18 protein-coding genes are annotated in these 20,259 nt (G+C 64.3%); 5 read left to right on the top strand and 13 right to left on the bottom strand.

Features of this window, described 5'->3' with window-relative positions:
* Positions 1 to 94 precede the first annotated feature (94 nt).
* A complete protein-coding gene (locus DS839_RS12880) occupies positions 95 to 973 on the top strand; it encodes a ParB/RepB/Spo0J family partition protein (RefSeq protein WP_368911572.1) in 879 nt (292 codons plus the stop codon).
* A gap of 70 nt (positions 974 to 1,043) precedes the next feature.
* Here DS839_RS12880 and holA read toward each other — a convergent pair whose 3' ends face one another.
* From holA to leuS, 3 genes are read right to left on the bottom strand one after another with little or no spacing between them, the layout of a single operon-like run.
* A complete protein-coding gene (gene holA / locus DS839_RS12875; protein ID WP_119270729.1) occupies positions 1,044 to 2,093 on the bottom strand; it encodes a DNA polymerase III subunit delta in 1,050 nt (349 codons plus the stop codon).
* 22 nt (positions 2,094 to 2,115) lie between these two features.
* Complete coding sequence (locus DS839_RS12870; RefSeq protein WP_119270728.1) at positions 2,116 to 2,634, bottom strand: hypothetical protein; 519 nt, start codon at positions 2,632 to 2,634, stop codon at positions 2,116 to 2,118.
* A gap of 3 nt (positions 2,635 to 2,637) precedes the next feature.
* Positions 2,638 to 5,238: a leucine--tRNA ligase gene (leuS, locus tag DS839_RS12865; RefSeq protein WP_119270727.1), complete on the bottom strand. Its 2,601-nt coding sequence runs from the start codon at positions 5,236 to 5,238 to the stop codon at positions 2,638 to 2,640.
* Between the two features lie 92 nt (positions 5,239 to 5,330).
* Between leuS and DS839_RS12860 the strand changes: the two genes are divergently transcribed.
* Positions 5,331 to 6,035: a YggS family pyridoxal phosphate-dependent enzyme gene (locus tag DS839_RS12860; protein ID WP_119270726.1), complete on the top strand. Its 705-nt coding sequence runs from the start codon at positions 5,331 to 5,333 to the stop codon at positions 6,033 to 6,035.
* Positions 6,036 to 6,389: 354 nt separating this feature from the next.
* Here the strand turns inward: DS839_RS12860 and DS839_RS12855 are convergent, their stop codons facing one another.
* From DS839_RS12855 to DS839_RS12830, 6 genes are read right to left on the bottom strand one after another with little or no spacing between them, the layout of a single operon-like run.
* Positions 6,390 to 7,133: an SDR family NAD(P)-dependent oxidoreductase gene (locus DS839_RS12855; RefSeq protein ID WP_119270725.1), complete on the bottom strand. Its 744-nt coding sequence runs from the start codon at positions 7,131 to 7,133 to the stop codon at positions 6,390 to 6,392.
* Between the two features lie 8 nt (positions 7,134 to 7,141).
* The gene (locus DS839_RS12850) at positions 7,142 to 8,209 is read right to left on the bottom strand and encodes a LacI family DNA-binding transcriptional regulator (protein ID WP_119270724.1); all 1,068 of its coding nucleotides are present in this window, start codon (positions 8,207 to 8,209) and stop codon (positions 7,142 to 7,144) included.
* Positions 8,206 to 9,615 (bottom strand): amidase, encoded by a 1,410-nt coding sequence (locus DS839_RS12845; protein WP_119270723.1) that lies wholly within the window; start codon positions 9,613 to 9,615, stop codon positions 8,206 to 8,208. Before DS839_RS12845 ends, DS839_RS12850 begins: the two co-directional genes overlap by 4 nt.
* Before the next feature lie 17 nt (positions 9,616 to 9,632).
* On the bottom strand, positions 9,633 to 10,397 hold the full coding sequence (locus DS839_RS12840) for an ATP-binding cassette domain-containing protein (RefSeq protein ID WP_119270722.1): 765 nt from the start codon (positions 10,395 to 10,397) through the stop codon (positions 9,633 to 9,635).
* Positions 10,394 to 11,440, bottom strand: a complete 1,047-nt coding sequence (locus tag DS839_RS12835; protein ID WP_119270721.1) for an ABC transporter permease — start codon at positions 11,438 to 11,440, stop codon at positions 10,394 to 10,396. Before DS839_RS12835 ends, DS839_RS12840 begins: the two co-directional genes overlap by 4 nt.
* A 14-nt stretch (positions 11,441 to 11,454) precedes the next feature.
* Positions 11,455 to 12,429, bottom strand: a complete 975-nt coding sequence (locus DS839_RS12830) for a substrate-binding domain-containing protein (protein ID WP_162918485.1) — start codon at positions 12,427 to 12,429, stop codon at positions 11,455 to 11,457.
* 143 nt (positions 12,430 to 12,572) lie between these two features.
* Between DS839_RS12830 and DS839_RS12825 the strand changes: the two genes are divergently transcribed.
* Positions 12,573 to 13,658, top strand: coding sequence for a C45 family autoproteolytic acyltransferase/hydrolase (locus DS839_RS12825; protein WP_119270719.1), 1,086 nt, complete (start codon positions 12,573 to 12,575; stop codon positions 13,656 to 13,658).
* Positions 13,659 to 13,676: 18 nt separating this feature from the next.
* On the opposite strand, the gene DS839_RS12820 is transcribed toward DS839_RS12825, so the two are convergent.
* Complete coding sequence (locus tag DS839_RS12820) at positions 13,677 to 14,204, bottom strand: L,D-transpeptidase family protein (RefSeq protein WP_119270718.1); 528 nt, start codon at positions 14,202 to 14,204, stop codon at positions 13,677 to 13,679.
* Positions 14,205 to 14,290: 86 nt separating this feature from the next.
* Here DS839_RS12820 and DS839_RS12815 point away from each other — a divergent pair, with 86 nt between their 5' ends.
* Entirely contained in the window at positions 14,291 to 14,971 is a 681-nt protein-coding gene (locus DS839_RS12815; RefSeq protein ID WP_119270717.1) for a response regulator transcription factor, read from the top strand.
* A gap of 256 nt (positions 14,972 to 15,227) precedes the next feature.
* Positions 15,228 to 15,704, top strand: coding sequence for a Crp/Fnr family transcriptional regulator (locus tag DS839_RS12810; protein WP_119270716.1), 477 nt, complete (start codon positions 15,228 to 15,230; stop codon positions 15,702 to 15,704).
* A 15-nt stretch (positions 15,705 to 15,719) separates the two neighbouring features.
* Here the strand turns inward: DS839_RS12810 and DS839_RS12805 are convergent, their stop codons facing one another.
* The 3 genes from DS839_RS12805 to DS839_RS12795 form a co-directional block, all read right to left on the bottom strand.
* The gene (locus DS839_RS12805) at positions 15,720 to 16,526 is read right to left on the bottom strand and encodes an exodeoxyribonuclease III (protein ID WP_119270715.1); all 807 of its coding nucleotides are present in this window, start codon (positions 16,524 to 16,526) and stop codon (positions 15,720 to 15,722) included.
* A 362-nt stretch (positions 16,527 to 16,888) separates the two neighbouring features.
* On the bottom strand, positions 16,889 to 17,539 hold the full coding sequence (locus tag DS839_RS12800) for a LolA family protein (RefSeq protein WP_119270714.1): 651 nt from the start codon (positions 17,537 to 17,539) through the stop codon (positions 16,889 to 16,891).
* An 81-nt stretch (positions 17,540 to 17,620) separates the two neighbouring features.
* Complete coding sequence (locus DS839_RS12795; RefSeq protein WP_119270713.1) at positions 17,621 to 20,158, bottom strand: DNA translocase FtsK; 2,538 nt, start codon at positions 20,156 to 20,158, stop codon at positions 17,621 to 17,623.
* Positions 20,159 to 20,259 lie beyond the last annotated feature (101 nt).

Here is a 20,259-nt window from a genome sequence, read left to right as displayed (position 1 = left end):
ACCGCAACGAATTCTGTTAAGGTCTTGTTAACATTTTGATTCGCGCTATCCCGGCCGGAACGTCGGGCAGGAAGGGCTTCGTGAGGCGGCGGAAATGATGACGACACAACCCCAAAAGCGCCGGCTCGGCCGCGGTCTTGCAGCCTTGATCGGCGACGACACGACAGAGGAGGCCGTGGTCCAGGACGTCAGGTCGCTGCGCCATGTGCCGATCGAGTTCCTGCACGCCAATCCCAACAATCCGCGCAAGCATTTCGCCGACGGCGATCTCGAGGACCTGACCAAGTCCATCCGCGACAAGGGCCTGCTGCAGCCCCTGGTGGTGCGCCAGCGCGGCGGCACTGGCGAATATGAGATCGTCGCCGGCGAGCGGCGCTGGCGGGCGGCGCAGCGTGCCGGCATCCACGAGGTGCCGGTGCTCATCCGCGAGCTCTCGGATGGCGAGGCGCTGGAGATCGCGCTCATCGAGAACATCCAGCGCGCCGATCTCAACGCGCTCGAGGAAGCGCGCGCCTATCAGCAGCTCATGGATCAGTTCGACTACACCCAGCAGCAGCTCGCCGATTCGGTCGGCAAGAGCCGAAGCCATATCGCCAATACGATCCGGCTCCTCACCTTGCCGGAAAGTGTACGTCGCCATATCGAGGACGGGGCGCTTACCGCCGGCCATGCGCGTGCCTTGGTCGCGACCGATTCGCCGCATGAGCTCGCCGAGAAGATCATCCAGCTCGGCATGACGGTGCGCGAGGCCGAAGGCCTGTCGCGCAGCGAGGCGGAAGCGAAGGGACGTCCGGTCGCCGTCAGGGCGCAGAAGGACGCCGATACGCTGGCGCTCGAGCGCCAGCTGAGCGAGGTTTTGGGCCTCAAGGTCGAGATCGCCAATAAGGGCCGCAATGGCGGCACGCTCACGGTGCGCTACACGACGCTCGAGCAGCTCGACGATGTGTGCAACCGGCTGGTCAAGTCGCCGTAACTTGTGGCCGGGCTTGACCCGACCATCCAGCGCATCGTCTGCACACAGATTATCTCGATCAGCCTACTGACTAATCCCGGGCGCTGTGCCGCCGCTGCAGCGCGAGGCGCGCCAGCGACAGGAAGGCGCGGTGGGTGATCTGATCGTTGAGCGGCGAAAGCGTCGTGGTGCGGGTGTCGCGGGTGGCGCGGCCCAGGAGCTCCGATGCCTGAAGCAGCGTTTCCCCGTCCCACAGCGCCACTTGCCGCTGCACCGCTGGCTGCTGCTTGAAGAACACCGGCGGACGCGCTTGGCGCACCGCCATTTCAGGCGTGCGGCCATTGCGCTCGACATCGACGCGCAAGCGGGTGAGGCGGGCGGCATGGCTCGCCGCCATGGCGAGGAGGCCCGAGCCCGAAAGCCCCGAATCGCGCAGGCGGGTGAAGGCGTCGTCGGCATCGGCAATGGCGCCGTCGAACACCGCGTTGAGAAGATCGTCGGCGGACAATTCAGCCACATCGCCGCAGACCGCCTCGACATCGGCGAGCGTCACATGCGTCTTGCCATGGCAATAGAGGGCGAGCTTGGCGAGCTCCTGGCGCGACATGCGCCGGTCGGCGCCCAGGAGGTCGACCAGCGCCTGGCGCACTTCCATGTCGGTGGCGAGGCCCTTGGCGTCGAGCTCCTCGGCAATGAGGCGCTCGAGATCGATGGCCGAATCCTCATAGCAAGGCACAATCCACAAATTCGCGGCGGGCTCGAACAGGCTGCGCAGGCCCGCCGATTTGGCGAGCGCGCCGGCCTCGGCGACGATGAGATTGCCGGGCCGGCCTTGCGCCACGAGCGGAATCGCCTTGAGGAAACCCGAGGCGGCGTTCTCGACCCAGACGACCCGGCGGCCGCCGCCGAAGGACAAGGCTTGCGCCTCGTCGACCAGCCGGGCCGCATCGGCGGCGAGGGTGGCATCGTCCAGACGCATGACGGCAAAGGGATCATCGAGGCTCCCGGCAACCGAGATGACGAGCTGGCGGGCGCGCTCGCGCACCGTGCCGCCGTCGGGGCCATAGATCAGGACGGCGATGGTCTTCTCGGCGTCGCGGCGCAGGAAAGCGTCAATGCCGGTCCACTTCAGGATAGCCATCAATCAGCCTTTCTGGCCGATGCTAGTTACGGGCGGTGGCGAAATGCGCCGCGAGCCGGGTGCGGATGTCGATGGCGACCTCGCGGGCGCCGCGCTCCACGGCCGTGGTGCGCGCCTGCATGTCGGCGAAGGACTGGTTGACTTCGTCATAAGAGACAAAGGAGAAAGTGCGGCCCTGATAGATGGTCTTGCCGCCGCCGGACAGCTCCTTCAGCGCGAAGCTCGCGTTGACGCGCAGGGTCGACCGGCGCGCCCGGCGCGAATTGGACGAATCCTCGATCGACTTTTCATCCGAGGCGGTCGCCTCGATATCGAGCCGGTAGCGGTCAGGCTCGGCGGTGCCGGCCGGCCGCATGGTGGAGAGGAGATCGTTGCGGATGAGCTGGAGCAAGCGGTTCTGCGGCTCGGCAATGGCGACCGAGGCCAGATCCTGGGCGACGCCAGGCGTAGTGGCGTCGCCTGTGCCATAGAGCGGACGGAAGCCGCAGGCCGCGAGCAGGAGCAGCAGAGGAACGACAGCGAGAAAGCGCCAGTTTCGCATGGCTCAGCCGCTCACCACATTGGCTATACGATCCGTCACCACGATAACCTTCCTTACCGGCTTGCCGTCGAGGGCGCGCTTGACATTCTCCAGCGCCAGGACGGCCGTCTCCACTTTCGCTTGGCTCAGGCCTTTCGGCAAGCGAATTTCGTCGCGCCGCTTGCCGTTGACCTGGACGGCAATGGTCACCTCATCCGAGGTCACCAGCGCCGGCTCGGCCTTGGGCCAGGACTGGTCGACCACCAGGCTCGAATGGCCCAGCACCCGCCAGCATTCCTCGGCCAGATGCGGCATCATCGGCGCGATCAGGATGACGAAGGTCTCGCCCGCTTCCCGGATCGCCGCGGCCATCCCGTCCGAGCGGTCATTCTTCTGCAACGCCGCGGCCAGCGCATTGGCGAGCTCGTAGATGCGCGCGATGCCGCGGTTGAAGCGCAAGGCTCCCAGATCCTCGCTCACCGCCGCGATCGTGCGGTGGGTGGCGCGGCGCAAGTCCAGCGCATCGGCGGAGATGGCGGAAGGGAAATCCTTCTCCGCGCCCTTTTGTTGCACATCCGCAACAAGGCGCCAGATGCGCTGGGTGAAGCGCCAGGCGCCTTCGACGCCGTTCTCGGTCCACTCGATGTCGCGCTCGGGCGGCGTGTCGGAGAGCACGAACCAGCGCGCCGTATCGGCGCCGTAGCGCTCGATGATGGTCTCGGGATCGACGACGTTCTTCTTCGACTTGGACATCTTCTCGATGCCGCCGGTCAGGATCGTTTCGCCGGTCGCGATACGCACATAGCCCTCACCCAAGCGCGCAACCTCGGCGGGCAGGACCCACTCGCCGCCCTCGGTGTGGTAGGTCTCGTGCACCACCATGCCCTGCGTGAACAGGCTGGCGAAAGGCTCCTTGAGATCGAGGTGGCCCGTCAGCGTCATGGCGCGGGCATAGAAGCGCGAATAGAGCAGATGCAGTATGGCATGCTCGACCCCGCCGATATATTGATCGACCGGCATCCAGTATTTCGCTTCCGCGCGATCGACCGGCACTTTGGCATCGGGCGAGCAGAAACGGGCGAAGTACCAGGAGGAATCGATGAAGGTGTCGAAAGTGTCGGTCTCGCGCTGGGCGGCACCACCGCAGGTCGGACAGGTCGTCGACTTCCAGGTCGGATGATGGATCAGCGGATTGCCCGGCCTGTCGAAGGTAACGTCCTCGGGCAGCGTCACCGGCAGGTCCTGCTTCGGCACCGGCACGACGCCGCATTTGGCGCAATGGATGACCGGGATCGGGCAGCCCCAATAGCGCTGGCGCGAGACGCCCCAGTCGCGCAGGCGGTAATTCACCTTACGCTCGCCGATGCCCAGGGCCTCCATGCGCCGGGCAATGGCCTCCTTGGCCTCCGGCACGGTCATCCCGTCGAGGAAGTCGGAATTGATCATGACCGTCTGGTCGCCTTCCTTCTCGAGGAAGGCTTCATTGCCGACGACGAATTGTGACGGGTCCGTTCCGTTCGGCGCTACCACCGGTATGACGGGCAAGCCATACTTGCGCGCGAAGTCGAGGTCGCGCTGGTCATGCGCGGGGCAGCCGAAAATGGCCCCTTCGCCATAGCCCATCAGCACGAAATTGGCGGCATAGACCGGCAGCCTGACGTCCTTGCGGAAGGGATGGCGGGCATAGAGCTTGAGCGGGAAACCCTTCTTCTCGGCACGTTCGATCGATTCCTCGCTGGTGCCCAGCGCCGCCACCTCGCGGCGGAATTCGGCGAGTCCCGGAATTTCGGGCTCGAGCGTGCGGACGAGCGAGTGATCGGCCGAGAGCGCGCAGAAGCTCGCGCCGAAGATCGTGTCATGGCGTGTCGTATAGACGGCGAGCTTGTCGGGCAGAGCCTTGCCGTTCTCGTCTTCGAGGGTGAAGGAGAAGCGCATGCCCTCCGACCGGCCGATCCAGTTGGCCTGCATCAGCCGGACCTTCTCGGGCCAGCTTTCGAGGCCGTCGAGCGCGGTCAGCAGCTCTTCGGAGAAATCCGAGATCTTCAGGAACCACTGGGCGAGCTCGCGTTTCTCGACGACGGCGCCCGAGCGCCAGCCGCGGCCGTCGATCACCTGCTCATTGGCGAGCACCGTCTGGTCGACCGGATCCCAATTGACCATGGAGACCTTGCGCTCGACGAGTCCGGCCTTCAGAAAATCGACGAACATCTCCTGCTCGTGCCGGTAGTAGGCTGGATCGCAGGTCGCGAATTCGCGGCTCCAGTCGAAGGCCAACCCTAAGGATTTGAGCTGGCCGCGCATGGCGGCGATATTGTCGTAGGTCCAGGCCTTGGGATGGACGCCGCGCTCGATGGCGGCATTCTCGGCCGGCATGCCGAAGGCGTCCCAGCCCATCGGATGGAGGACGTTGTAGCCCCGCGCCTTGCGGAACCGGGCGATGACATCGCCCATCGTGTAGTTCCGCACATGGCCCATATGGATGCGGCCCGAGGGGTAGGGAAACATTTCGAGCACGTAATATTTGGGCCGCGACGGATCGTGGCGCGCTTCGAAGCTGCGCCTGTCAGTCCAGACTTTTTGCCAGCGCGGCTCGGTTTCGCGCGGATTGTAGCGATCGGTCGTCACGTCGGGTCCATTCGGTTAACGGGCCTGAGGCCCGGCCACGATGCGTTTAGACGCACTTGCAAAGCCCCGCAAGCCGCGTATAGGCGAGGCCCATGAGCCGCCATCCCGCCCATCTCGACGTCGAAACCGCCCATGCCGGCCTCACCCAGGTGCGCCAGCGCATCGCCGAGGCCGCCATCGAAGCCGGCCGGATGGCCCAGGACATCACTCTCGTCGCCGTCAGCAAGACCTTTGACGCTGCGGCCATCGAGCCCGTCATCGACGCCGGCCAGCGCGTTTTCGGCGAGAACCGTGTCCAGGAGAGCAAGGCCAAATGGCCGGAGCTCCGAGCCCGTCATTCCGGCATCAAGCTGCATCTGATCGGTCCCTTGCAGTCCAACAAGGCCCAGGAGGCGGTGGCGCTGTTCGACTGCATCCAGTCGCTCGACCGCGAGAAGCTGGCGCGCGTGCTGGCGGACGAAATCCAGCGCCAGGGCCGGCACCCGGAGCTCTTCGTCGAGATCAACACCGGCGGAGAGGAGCAGAAGGCCGGGATCGCGCCGCGCGAGGCCGATCGTTTCATCGCCTCCTGCCGTTCGACCTATGGGCTCAGCATTGCCGGGCTGATGTGCATCCCGCCCGCCGATGACGAGCCGGCGCTGCATTTCGCGCTGCTCGAGACCATCGCCAAGCGCAACGGCCTCAAGGGCCTGAGCATGGGGATGAGCGCCGATTTCGAGACCGCCATCCGCTTCGGCGCCACCCATGTGCGCGTCGGCTCCGCGATCTTCGGCGAGCGCCACAAGAAGATCGCCTAGGCGCATAAAGGCCAGGGCAATACATGCTATGGGAGATCGCCCGACAGGATACGTCGTGCGCTATTTCTTCGGTGTAAAGAGCGATTTGAGGATTTCTGTCACTTTTGGCTTTGCCGAAAATTCGCCCGCTTGCTGTTTCTTCCGCCACTCCGAGCGTTTAACGAAATAAATTACGACAACGCTGAGGGCGATGAAGATTACCAGTCCAATCAGTCTCCCTGAGTTTCCGCCTTCCATTGTTCTTTCATCCCTCCGGGACAGTACAAGCTTTGGAGATTGCGCGCTCTCAGTAGGTCGTGGAGTGAACGATACGCTGTTGCTACTTGTACACAGCGGATTAGGAGCAAACAACAATCACACCATGCGCATGGACATGCCGCCGTCGATCACCAGGGTCTCGCCGGTGATGAAACGGTTGGTCAGCAGTTCGAGCGCTGCCGAGGCGACATCTTCCGACGATCCGAAACGGTGCAGCGGGATGCGGTTGTCGAGATTGTTGCGTTCGGCCTCGCGCGTCATGGCGGCATGGAAGCGGGTGCGGATGATGCCGGGCAGTATCGCATTGACGCGGATGTTCTCGTGGCCATGGTCGCGAGCCAAGGCGCGGGCCATGGGCGGGAGCGCGCCCTTGACCGTCTGATAGGCGATCGAGGCCGGGCAGCCGCGCAGGCCTGCGGCGGAGCCGATCATGAGGAATCCGCCGCCTTCACGGGCCAGCGCTGCGTGGGCCGCCTTGAACAGATGAAACACCGCATGGACATGCACGCGGAACGCATCGAGCCAGGTCTCCTCGGAAAGATCGAGGATCGTCCCCGGATAGGCGCCGCCTGCCGCGGCGACGACATAGTCGACGCGGCCGAAATGCTTCAGCGCATGCTCGACCATCATGGCCGCCGTGTCGGGCGATGCCGCATTGCCCAGTACCAATTCGGTCCGGGTGATGGCCCTGAGATCGTCAAGCAGAGAATCGACCTCAGGGTCGCGGCCACGGCCATTGAGCACCAGCCTGACGCCGCGCTCGGCCAGGGCGCCAGCGATCGCAGCGCCTATGCCGCGCGTGCCGCCCGTCACAACTGCAACTTTGCCGTCTTCCGTCATTCTCGATCCTATGAATGTGAATGGGGTGCAAGCGGACGCAGCGTCCCGCGCTCGACCGGCATGCAGGAAAAGAGCTGGGCCACGCTCGCGCGCTTGGGCCCGCTGATGAGCGAGACGATGAGCTCCACCGCCGTGGCGACGATATCGCCGATCGGCTGCCGAATAGTCGTCAGATTGTAGCCGCCCCACGCGGCCATCGGGATGTCGTCGAAGCCGACGATGCCCATCTGCCCTGGAACGTCTATGCCCGCCTCGCGGCAAGCGTCGAGCGCCCCCATGGCCATGACATCATTGCCGCAGAATACCGCTTCGACATGTCCGGCGCCGAGAATATCGCGCATGGCCTCGAGGCCGCCGTGATAGGAGAATGCGTGGCTGAAGCGCATGTCCACGAGGCTCGCACCCGCAAGCTCGAGATGCTCGCGAAAACCCTTGAGACGGTCGATCGTCGAGGTCGCATTTTCCGGACCGCCGAGATAAGCGAGCTTGCGATAGCCGTGGCGGCACATCAGCTCGGCGGCAATCCGCCCGCCGGCATAATTGTCGGCGCCGACCGAGTTCGCGGCGATCTCGCCGACGGGGCGGCCAAAGGCCTGGACCAGCGGCAGGCCCATGGCGGCGCAGGCCTTGGCGAATTCCGCATGCAGCCCTGACGAGGCGACGATCACGCCATCGACCTTGTATTGCATCAGGATGCCGAGAGCGCCGTTGGCCGGCAGGCCCTCGGTGAGATTGACGACCAGCGGCCTGAGGCCTTGGCGCTGCAGCGAGGTGATGAACTGGCTAAGTATCTCGAGATAGATCGGGTTCTCGAACTCGCTGGTGATGAGCCCGATGAGCTCGGTGCGATTGGTCATCAGGCTGCGCGCCAAGATGTTGGGCCTATAGCCCAAGCTCTTGGCGGTCTCGGACACAAGCTTGCGGGTGGCGGAGGAGACGCTCGCACCCTCGGTGAAGGTCCGCGACACGGTCGAAAGCGAGACACCGGCCCGGCGCGCGACATCGTTTGCGGTAACGACGGCCGGCGCCAGTTGGGGTCGCTCGCCGCCGCCATGCCCGGACTTTCTCCTGCTCATGACGGGCGCGCCATGGTGGCGGGATAGCGCGACTGCCAGGGAGCCGCGGCCTCGATCTCGGCCGCCAGTGAAATAAGCCGCGCCTCGCCGAAAGGCGGACCGACGAACTGGACCCCGATCGGCGTCTCTTCAGTGCTCCAGCCGAGCGGAAGCGATATCGCCGGCTGGCCGGTGATGTTGAAGGGATAGGTGAAAGGTATGTAAGCGAGATCGTCCTCGGCGACGCGCTCGACGGTTGCGAGGAAGGTCGCGACCGGCTGCGGCGGCAGCGTGACGGTCGGCGTCAGCAGCACATCCCACTCCAAGGCCGAGGTGATGATCTCGCGGCTTCTGCGGAACATCTCCTCCGTCGCGCGGATGAATTCCACCGCCGAGAGCTTGGAGCCGCGTTCATGGCACCATACCGAATAGGCGTCGCTGTAGTGCGACGGATCGACGTCATTGGCGGCACCTTCCGACTCCGCCATGATGCGGAACAGCGGGCCCAGCCCGGTCAGATCGACATCCGCTTCCGCGACATGGTGCCCAAGCGAGCGCAGGAGAGAGGCCGTTTCCTCCACCGCCTTCACGACCTGCGGATCTATCCACTTGTCGCTCTTGAGCAACAAGCCGATGCGCAATCGTTCAGGCTTCTGGTCGGCCGCGGCGAGAAAACCGCCTGGATGCGGGGGCGCATAGAAGGGATCGCCAGGCTCATACCCTGCCATCACGTCGAGCATCAGGGCGGCGTCGCGCACGCTGCGGGCGATCGGGCCATGGGTGATGAGGCCGCCCCGGGGATTGGCATTGGGCGCGTTCGATATGCGCCCGCGCGAGGCCTTGATGCCGACGACGCCGCAGCAGCTCGAGGGGATCCGGATGGAACCGCCGCCGTCCGATCCTCCCGCGAAAGCGGCGAGGCAGGCGGCCACAGCCGCGGCCGAGCCGCCGCTCGAGCCGCCAGCGGTGAGATCGAGCCGCCAGGGATTGAGGGTCGCGGGGAACAGCCCGAAGGCGGTGGTCGCCCGGTTGCCGAATTCGGGCGTGTTGGTCTTGCCCAGCAAAATGCCGCCCGAGGCCTTGAGCCTGCTGGCAACGGCGGCATCGGCGCGGGGTACGTTGTGTTGCCGCGCGCGCGAGCCATAGGTGGTGCGCAAGCCCGCCGTGTCGGTGAGATCCTTGAGCGCATAGGGTATGCCGGCAAGCGGCAGGTCCTCGCCCTGAGCGAGACGGCGTTCGACATCTTCCGCCATGGCGAGCGTCATGGCGTCATCGACGGTGACATAGGACCTGATTTTCGGATCGACGGCGCGGATGGCGCGCAGGAATTCGGCAGCCAGCTCCCGCGGCGAGATTTCGCGGCGTGAGATCATGCGGCGCAGCTCGAGGGCCGAAAGCTCGTTCACTCTGGTTGCCGCTCTTTGCATCTTCCCTGCCCGTCGCTTCAAAGCTTATGACGTCCCGCGACCATGTCGGCGACGGTCGCGGCGGTCACGTCGCTCTGATCCACCGTCTTCAGCACACGGCCGTTCTCGAGAACGACGATCTTGTCGCAGATGCGGTGCACATGGGCAATGTTGTGATCGATGATGACGACGCCTATGCCGTCCTTGCGGGCATTGTGTATCGCCTCGGACACCTTCTCGGTTTCCTTCACCGACAGCGCCGATGCCGGTTCGTCGAGCAACAGCAGGCTGCCGCCGAAGAAGCGGGCCCGGGCGATGGCGAGGGCCTGGCGCTCGCCGCCGGAAAGGATGTCGACGGGTTCATCGGGCGACCTGAGCCGCGTGAGGCCGAGCTCGCGCAGGCGCGATATCGACAATTCGCGCATCTCGTCCTTTTTGAGATAGCGGAACGGCCGAATGCCGCCTGCCCGTTCGCGGCCGAGAAAGAAATTGCGCCAGATGCTGAGCGCCGGGATCAGCGCCAGATCCTGATACACCGTTTCGATGCCGATGCGCCGCGCGTCCCGGGGCGATGCGAAGGCCACGTCCTCTCCCTTGAAGCGCATGACGCCGGAACCCGGCCGATGAAAACCGTTCATGACCTTCATCAGCGTCGATTTGCCGGCGCCATTGTCGCCGACGAGGCCGACGACCTGGCCCGGAAGGACATCGAGCGTCACGCCGGAGATGGCCACGACATTGCCGAAGCTCAGCGTGACGTCGCTGAGCTCGTAGAGCGGGGCATGCGCGGGGGTCGCCGTCATGATTTGCGGATCACCCCGAATTTGGCGCCGAGTGCCGCGGTGCGCAGATTGATGATGACCGCGAACAAGAGGAGAAAGCCGACGAAGGACTGGAACCATGTCGTCGACACGCCGGAGAGCACGAGCCCGGTATAGGACATGCCGAGGACGACGGCGGCGAGAAGCGCTCCGATGATGCTGCCGCGCCCGCCGAGCAATGAGCCGCCGCCGACCACCGCCACCACGATCGCGGTCAAAGCGAGATCGGATCCTTGCGTGGGTGTCGCCGATCCGAACGATCCGAACTGGATGATGCCGGTCAACGCGGCGAGGACCGAGCAGAGGATGAAACAGGACACCTTCACGCGGCCGACGGGCACGCCCATAGCGCGGGCGGCACGCCCATCGCCTCCGCTCGCGAATATCCAGTTGCCGACCGGCGTGGCGCGCAAGACCAGCATCAGCAGCACCGCCGTCGCCAGGAGCCACAGGATGGACACCGAAATCCGGCTGCTGCCGATCTCGACGGCGCCGAGCCATCTCATGATGGCGGCATCGCCGAAATAGCTGATCGGGTAGCCGCCCGTGAGATTGAGGCTGACCCCCGCCCAGAACAAGGCGGTCGCCAAGGTGATGATGAAGGACGGAATGCCCAGATAGAGCGTCGCCAGGCCGTTGATGAGGCCGATCACGGCGGCCAGCACCAAAGCGAGGAGCAAAGCCAGATAGACATTGACCTCGCCATTGATCCAAAGGGCCGCCATCACCAGAGGGCACAGCGAATAGACCGAGGCGACGGAAAGATCATATTCCCCGGCGATGAGCAGCATCGTGACGCCGAGGCCCACCAGGCCGAACTGGACGGCGCTCGCCAGAATGGAGCCGAGCGAGGCGAGGGTGAGGAATTCGGGCGAGAGCAAAGCGAAGACAGCCGCGATGACCAGGCCTGCGACCAGCACGCCCAGCTCCTGCAGGGCGAACAGCCGGCGCACGATCCTCTGTCCGGCACCGCCGGCGGGAGCGCTCGCCGGCGGATGAGATGAAGCTTCCAATTCGTTGGACATTCGAGGGCGGTTGATCAGCCGCCGCGACCGGAATCGACGATGGGCTGGAAGGAGTCGGCGTTCTCCTTGGTGACATAGAGCGTGCTGGTGTCGATGTTCGGCGGGGTCATGCCGTATTTGTGCTTCATGTAGAGGGCGACGACCGCGAGATAACCTTGCGCATAGGCTTGCTGCACGAGGGTGAAGGCGGTGGTGCCGCGCTTGATGCAGTCGAGGACCGCGGGCGAGACGTCATAGCCGCCGAGCGTGACCTGGCCATGCATCTTGTTCTTGTCCACCCACTGGCAGGCATAGGTGCCGGTTTCGGGATTGAGGCTGACAATGGCCGATGTGTTCTTGTGCGAGCGCATGTAGCCGTCGAGAACGGAGATGCCCTGGGCCGGCGTCGAGGCGGTGTTGACGAGCACATCGACGGTGGCGCCGAGCTCTTTCTCGAGATAGGCCTTGAGCCCGTCGCAGCGGATGGTCTGAACGATCTGGGCGGGGCCTGGATTCTGGCAGACGACATGCGCGCCCTTCTTCAGATGCGGCTTGAGGCCGGCGCCGACCTTGGCGCCCGACACGCGCTCGTCCTGGCCGATATAAGCGAGCGCCTTGATGCGCGGGTCGCTCTCCTCGGCAAAATTTTGCGTGTTGACCAGAACCACCGGAATGCCGGCATCGAGTGCATCGAGAAGCGGTTTGCTCAGCGCCTTCGGATCGTTGAATTCGACCGCAATGCCATCGGGCTTGGCCGCGACATTCGATTTGAGCAACTGCGCCTGCAGATTGATGTCGCAGCATTTGGGGCCGCTGAAGATGGCCTCGACACCCAAGTCCTTGCCCGCTTCCTCGACGCCGCGCTTGACCACGGCGAAGAACTGGATTTCCGGACCGCCGATGAAATTGACATAGTATTTCGGCTTGTCCTGAGCGAGCGCCGCCGAAGCGGTCCCGAGCAGCAAAGCGAGAACGGCGAGGCTTCTTTTGAGTTTATGGGAATGGATCACAGTTTCCTCCTGGCTTCTGATAAATTTTGGAAGCGCTCCCATGCATTTAGACGCATGTTTGTCGTTATAAGGCGACTGATTCATATTGAAGTTTGGAAGCGCTTGCAACATCATTCTCCATCGACCAGTGAGACCTGAGCGAGATGTCCGACGATCCGCAGCCTTTGCCCTTCATTACCGTCTCGGGCGGTCCCTATGAGCGCGGCCGCCAGCATGGACGGGCGCTGGGCGACCTCATCGCGCTCTATCCCGCCATCCTGCAGGAGGTTCTGGCCGATGAAGCAGCCTGGCGCGGCCTGCCGCCAGATCTGAAGATGCCGAGGATCACCGACCTCAGGGCCGGCGCCATGGCCTTTCTGCCGGCCTACCAAAGCCGTTTCCCTCAGCTCGTCGAGGAAATGCGCGGCATCGCCGATGGCGCGCGCTTGGATTTCGCCGATGTGCTCCTGGCGAATACGCGCGCCGACACGCTTGGTGCGACGTCGGTCGACAGCCTGTGCACCGCCTTTGCGGCCAGCCGGAATGTCACCCAAAGCCGGCAGGTTCTGTCCGGCCAGACATTGGACCAGCACCCGGCAAATCGCGCTGGTCTTGCCATGCTCCGCATCGAGCCCGACCAGGGGCCCGCCATCCTGATGTGCACCTTCGCCGGCCTCGTGGGCTATCCCGGCATCAATTCCGCCAAGGTGAGCACCGTCCAGAACGCGCTCTCGACCGGCCAGTGGAACGCCAAAGGCATGCCGCATTACCTGATGAAAAGAGCCCTTTTGGAGAAAAGCTCAGTCGATCAGTGCGTGAAGCTGGCTGAGGCGACAGGCGTTTGCTCATCATCCAACTACATCGTGACCGATGGCGAAGGATCGATCGCCGACATGGAAGTGACGCCCATGGGCGTCGAGATCTTAGGTCGGGGCCGCGCGTGGCTGGTGCACGCCAATCACTTCTGCAGCGAGCGCTGGTCGGCCTCGGATGCGCTCCGCTCGTCCATGCCGGACTCGCCCGCGCGCCAGCAACGTCTGGAGCATCTCTTCGCCCCAAACATCGGCCGGCTCACTTTGCCCGACGTGAAACGCGCTTTCGCCGATCATCATGACGACCGGGGCTCCCTCTGCCGCCATCAGGAAAATGTCCAGACCATCGCGGCGATCATCCACGAGCCGGAAGCGGGCCTGATCCATGTGGCCGCGGGCAATCCTTGCCAGACGGCGTACCAGGTATTTTCGCTGTAGCTCTTTGAGCCGGTGCTTTTACCAGACCCGGATCTTCGTTTTCGGGCCGCAGAGCGCCAGGACCTTGCGCATGTCCGCGGCCGAGACGGCGATGCAGCCGGCGGTCGGGCCCCCCTGGGGATCGGCCAGGTGAAAGAACACGGCACTACCGGCGCCTCTTACGCGCGGCCGGTCGTTATGGCCGAGGATGACCACGACATCATAGAGGTGGTCCTTGCGCCATAATTCCTCATGACTCGCCGGGTATGGCAGCTTGACCGGGCGGTTGTAGTTGCGGTCGGCCGGATCGTCGCACCAGCCGTCATCGGGGGCGATGAAACGAAAAGGCAGCCCGGTGCGTAGCCGGCCTTGTGAGTTCCTTCGCGCCAGGACCCGCCGCAGCGGCCACAGCCCTCTGGGTGTCGCTCCGTCGCCTTCGCGCTTCAGCGAGCAGCGGCCGGCGCGGCCGAGCTTGCAGGGCAGTCGCAAATTGCCGGCGATCAGCAGGCCGTCCTGGGCCGAGGCCGTCAGGGTGCGGACATGAATGAGAGCGAGGGAGCGGTTCACGTGCTCAAGGGCTTTTCAAGGCGCGGGCGGCCTTTTAAAACATCAAATGGGCAGGCGGGCAATAGACCGGCATGGCAGGTGTAAGCATGGCTATACGCATTCTCATCATCGATGACGATGATGTATTGCGCGAGACCCTCAAGGAACAATTCGCTCTGCATGAGGAATTCACCGTCGCCGAGGCGGCGAACGCGACGGCGGGTGTCAAGACGCTCAAGAATGACGGTGCCGATGTCGTCCTTCTCGATGTCAACCTGCCGGACATGGACGGCCGCGAGGCCTGCAAGGCGATGCGGCGCAACGGCCATAAAGGGCCGGTCATCATGCTGACCGGCCAGACGTCGGATTCCGACATGATCCTCGGCCTCGATGCCGGCGCCAACGACTATGTCACCAAGCCGTTCCGCTTCGGGGTGCTGCTCGCCCGCATCAGGGCGCATCTGCGCCAGCACGAGCAGAGCGAGGATGCGGTCTTCAGGGTCGGTCCCTATACGTTCAAGCCCTCGGCCAAGCTCCTGGTGCGCGACGACGCCAAGAAGATCAGGCTCACCGAGAAGGAAACCGCGATCATCAAGTTCCTCTACCGGGCGGGCGAGCAGGTGATCGGCCGCGACACGCTGCTGCATGACGTCTGGGGCTACAATGCCGGTGTCACCACCCACACGCTCGAGACCCATATCTACCGGCTGCGCCAGAAGATCGAGCGCGATCCCTCGCATGCCGAGATCCTGGTGACAGAGGCCGGCGGCTATAAGCTGGTGCCGTGACGGAGACGGCTTTTCCCTTGATTCGGTTGACGTGGTACGCAGGGGTTCTGGGGTGAGTTTACAGGGTGATTCGCGAAACGGGCATTTGGCGAGGGAACAGGACCAGCAGGGTGCAGCGTCTACAGGGGCGCATGATCCGGAAAAGCTTGTGGCCGGGCTTGACCCGGCCATCTACCGGTTTTCCGAGAAGATCATGCGCAAACAAAAGGATAATGCGCGATGGCGACGTAGCGCCGTCGCGCTTTAGGCGCCGACCATGAGCGTCAGGATGAATGCCGAGAGCTTGAGGCAGATTCCGCTCTTCGCGGAATGCGATCCCGCGCATCTGCAGGTCATGGCTTTCGCCAGCGAAAGGGTTCAGTTCGCCGAAAAGGCCGACATCTTCCGCGCCGGCGGCACGGGGTCCGCGGCCTATCTCCTGCTGTCGGGTGAAGCGGAGGTGTGGCGGAGCCAGGGCGAAGAGCGCCTCGTGGTGGCGGTCGCCGGACCCGGCGCTTTCCTGGGCGAGCTCGCGATGATCGCCGGCGTCGCCTATTCGGTGAATGTGACCGCCAAGGGCCCCATTACCGCCACCCGCATCACCCGCGACACCTTCATGCGCGTGGTCGGCGAATTCCCCGATTTCGGGACGAAGGTGATGAGCGCGCTGTCGCGCAAGCTCACGGGCTCCGTCACCGAATTCGACCGTATCCGGCAGATGCTCGAAAACGCGCCCTCCTTCCCGCGCGGCTGAGACGCCTAGACCCGGCTATACCTCCAGCGTCGCCATCACCGGCACATGGTCGGAAGGCTGTGGCCATCCGCGCGCGCCGCGCAGGATCTCGATGCCCTGGCTCCTGCGCGCGAGATCGGGCGTGCTCCAGATATGATCGAGCCTGCGGCCGCGATCGGACAATTGCCAGTCGTGGGCGCGGTAGCTCCACCAGGTGTAGACCTTCTCTTCGGCCGGGATGTGCTGGCGGATCAGGTCGACCCAGCCGCCCGCCGCCTGGGCCCGGGTGAGCCCCTCCGTCTCGACCGGCGTGTGGCTCACGATCTTCAAGAGCTGCTTGTGCGACCAGACATCGTTTTCGAGCGGCGCGATATTGAGGTCGCCGACCACGATGCCGTGATGCTTGGCCGGCACCGAGCCGTTGCCGAACCAGTGCTCGAGCTCGGCGACGAAATCGAGCTTGTGGCCGAATTTCTCGTTGATCTCGCGGTCGGGCTCATCGCCGCCGGCGGGCACATAGAGATTGTGCAGGATGATGGGCTCGCGCTCGCCGATGACGGCGGCGATATGGCGGCAGTCCTGCTTCTGGCAGAAGGCGCGCACGGCGATCTGATTGAGCGGCAGGCGCGAGACGATGGCGACGCCGTGATAGCCGGCCTGGCCGGACTCGGCGATATGGGTGTAGCCCAGCTCCTTGAGGGGCGCGGAGGGAAACTGCCCTTGTGGGCATTTGGTTTCCTGGAGGCAGAGGACGTCGGGGGCGCGCTCCTTGAGCAGGCGGCAGACCAGGCCGATGCGCAAGCGCACGGAATTGATGTTCCAGGTGGCGATTTTCAGTTTCATGAGGAGGGTAAATGCCCGCCGCCCGGTTCCGAGGCAAGGGGGCAAAAAAGTGGGCGCCCGGTTCGGGGTCCGGGCGCCCGGCGCCTCGTGCGCAATTGCGCCGGGAGGGGAAGACCGGCGCGTACAGCAGATCCCAACCTACAAGCGGGGGGGCGTGGGCTGGGACTTAGCCTGCTGCACGACTGATTAGTTAGATAGTCCGTATCCGGATTTCAATGCCCAGCCAGTCACATTCAGGAGAGCAGATATGCGCCTATTTCCGGGCCGAAAACGCGGAAACTTTGCCACAAAAACCGCATATTTCGGCTAACGATTTGAATCGGCGCGGATTCCTCGAGGCGCGGTTGTTCCGCGCCGGAAAGCTAGCGCTTCTTGTCCTTCAGGCGGCGCACTTCGACCTTGAATAATTTTGGATCGGGCTTGCCGCCTGCGACAATATTCTCCAGCGAAACCGTGGTGCGCCGGCCCTGGCCGTCGACCACCACCCATTGCTGGAGCGCCTTCTTGGCCTCGTCATAGGTAATGATCAGGTGGCCCGGCACGGTCTTCTTGCGGTCCTGCAAGGTGATGGTGGTGAGCCCATCCTTGATGTCGACATCAAGGATATTGGCTTCCTCGAGCAGGTCGATGTCGTCGTCGAGAACGAGCCTGAGCGGCGTCTGCGACAAGGGATATTCCTCGGCCTTGTCCTTGGCCCGGTTCTTGATCGTCACCCAGGTCCCGTCCGAGACGATGATGAAGGGGTTGGGCGAGGCATATTCGAAGCGCATCTTGCCGGGCTTCGACAGGATGAAAACGCCCTTGGAAACATTGCCCTTTGAGCTCACCTGGGTGAACTCGCCCTGCAGCGTCTTGAAGCCCTGGATATAGCTGGCGACTTCCTTGACGCGGGCGGACTGGTCGGCGGTCAGGTCGACGGATTTGGCGACCCCGGCCCCGCCCAGAGAGAGGAGGCCGGCCATGGTCGCTGCCGCCATGAGGCCGCGGAATTTCTTGCTGAAGAGCTTCGTCACGTCAGGTTCCCTTCGCTTCGCTTGGATGTGGCCCTAATCCCCCAATAAGGGGGCGCTTTTGCGGCACTTCCTACACATTCATCAATCCCTGGCGCTGTCCCCCGGCACCAGGATTTCACGCTTGCCGGTGGCATTGGCGGACGAGATCAGGCCTTCCTTCTCCATCCGCTCGATGAGGCTCGCCGCCTTGTTATAGCCGATCTGGAGGCGCCTCTGGATATAGCTCGTCGACACCTTCTTGTCGCGCAAAACCACCGCCACCGCCTGGTCGTAGAGCTCATCGCCCGAACCGCCGCCCGAGCCGCCGCCTTCGCCATAGGAGCCGCCGCCCGCCTCGCCATAGCCTTCTTCCGGCTCCTCGGTGACCGCCTCGATATATTCGGGCGCCCCCTGCTTCTTCAATGAGCGGACGATCTTCTCGACCTCGTCGTCCGACACGAAGGGGCCATGCAGGCGCGAGATGCGCCCGCCGCCCGCCATATAGAGCATGTCGCCCTGCCCCAGGAGCTGCTCGGCGCCTTGCTCGCCGAGGATCGTGCGGCTGTCGATCTTGGAGGTCACCTGGAAGGAGATGCGGGTCGGGAAGTTCGCCTTGATGGTGCCGGTGATGACGTCGACCGAGGGCCGCTGGGTCGCCATCACCACATGGATGCCGGCGGCGCGCGCCATCTGGGCCAGGCGCTGCACGGCGCCTTCGATGTCCTTGCCCGCCACCATCATCAGGTCGGCCATCTCGTCGATGATGACCACGATGTAGGGCATGGCCGAGAGATCCATTTCCTCGCGCTCGAAGATCGGCTCGCCCGATTCCGGATCGAAGCCGGTCTGCACCGTGCGCGACATGGCCTCGCCCTTCTCGCGCGCCTGCTCGAGCCTGGCATTGAAGCCGTCGATATTGCGCACGCCGACCTTCGACATCTTGCGGTAGCGGTCCTCCATCTCGCGCACCGCCCATTTGAGCGCCACGACCGCCTTGCGCGGATCGGTGACGACGGGCGCGAGCAGATGCGGGATGCCCTCATAGACCGAGAGCTCGAGCATCTTGGGATCGATCATGATGAGCTTGCAGCGGTCGGGCGTGTGGCGATAGAGCAGCGACAGGATCATCGTGTTGATGCCGACCGATTTGCCCGAGCCCGTGGTGCCGGCGATGAGCAGATGCGGCATGCGGGCGAGATCGGCGAAGACCGGCTCGCCGCCGATGTTCTTGCCGAGCGCCAGCGCCAGATTCTGGTTGGTCTTCTCGAAGGCTTCCGAGCCCAAAAGCTCGCGCAGATAGACGGTCTCGCGCTTGGGGTTGGGCAGTTCGATGCCGATGGCATTGCGTCCCGAGACCACCGCGACGCGCGCCGAGATGGCGCTCATCGAGCGGGCGATGTCGTCGGCAAGGCTGATCACGCGCGACGATTTGATGCCGGGCGCGGGCTCGAGCTCGTAAAGCGTCACCACCGGGCCCGGGCGCACATTGACGATCTGGCCCCTGACGCCGAAATCCTCGAGCACGCCTTCAAGCGCCCGGGCATTCTGCTCGAGCATCTCAGGCGACAGTTCGACGGCGCGGTTGTTCTTCTTGGGCTCGGCGAGAAGCGTGAGCTCGGGCAGTTCATAGTCGCTCTTCTGGCGCTTCCTGCTGGGCTTCGCCTGCTTGATGGACTGATTGGCGCGCGCTCTCACGCGGCGCGGTGCTGCCGCTTCCGGTTCATCGTCCTCGCTTTCGCCTTCCTCTTCGTCCTCGCCTTCTTCCTCGTCGCCGTCCATCTCGATGTCGATCTCTTCCTCCTCATCGGAAGAGGGAAGCTTGAGCCAGGGCGGATTGTCCTTTTCGCCGCCCTTGGCGTTGCGGTCGAGGCGCGGCTCGACGCGTCCGGTCTTGCGCGTCGCACTCGCCTCGCGGGCGCGGAAGGCTTTGTCCTGCGCCTTGAGCTGGCGCAGCATGCGCCAGCGCTGGAAGAGGCTGCGCAAGAGGCTCCACAGCCAGGAAGCGGCCCAGCGGATGTAATAGCCGGCCGCAGCCGAGAGCGCCCCGTCGGAGCGGCTGAGGCCTGCCGCCGCAGCACCTGCGAAGACGGCGCCGGCGCCAAAGAGAGCGGCGGCGACGAGCAAGGCGAAGAAGCCCTTGAAGCCGAGGTTGAGCACCGCGAGCAGCGCCGATTTCAAGACCTCGCCGGTCTGGCCGCCGAAGCCCGCTTCGAGCGCGAAGCCCTCAGGCGGCGGGATCATGGCGAGGAAGGCCGAGAGCGCAAAGGTGAAGACGATCCAGGCGAAGAACGATCTGACCGGCCTCACCACCGGGTGATGCGTCATGAGTCGCATGCTCCACAAGAGCGGAAGCGCCACGACGGCGACGACAGCGAGGCCGAAGAGCTGCAGGAGCTGATCGGAGATGATGGCGCCCGGATAGCCCAGAAGATTGCGCGGCGCGCCGTCGACGGCGCGGCTGAGCGAGGGGTCGGTAGGCGACCAGGTGGCGAGCGCCACGCCCACCGCCAGGCACAAAGCGAAGCAGAGGAAGCCCAGAAACTCCATCAGGCGGTTGCGCAGGAAGCGGCGGATCGCCGCCGGCACGGCACCGTCGTCAGTGTCGATTGGATGAGCGATAGCCGCGCGTCGACCTGCCATCAGGCAACCCCGTCTCGAATACAAAAAATGGTTAACACGGAGTCTGGCGGGGCGTGGTTAAAGTGGCGTTAAGTCGAGGCTTTCAGCCCAATGAAAAAAGG

Source organism: Taklimakanibacter deserti, from assembly GCA_003574785.1.
This window is presented reverse-complemented; position numbering and strand designations above follow the sequence as displayed.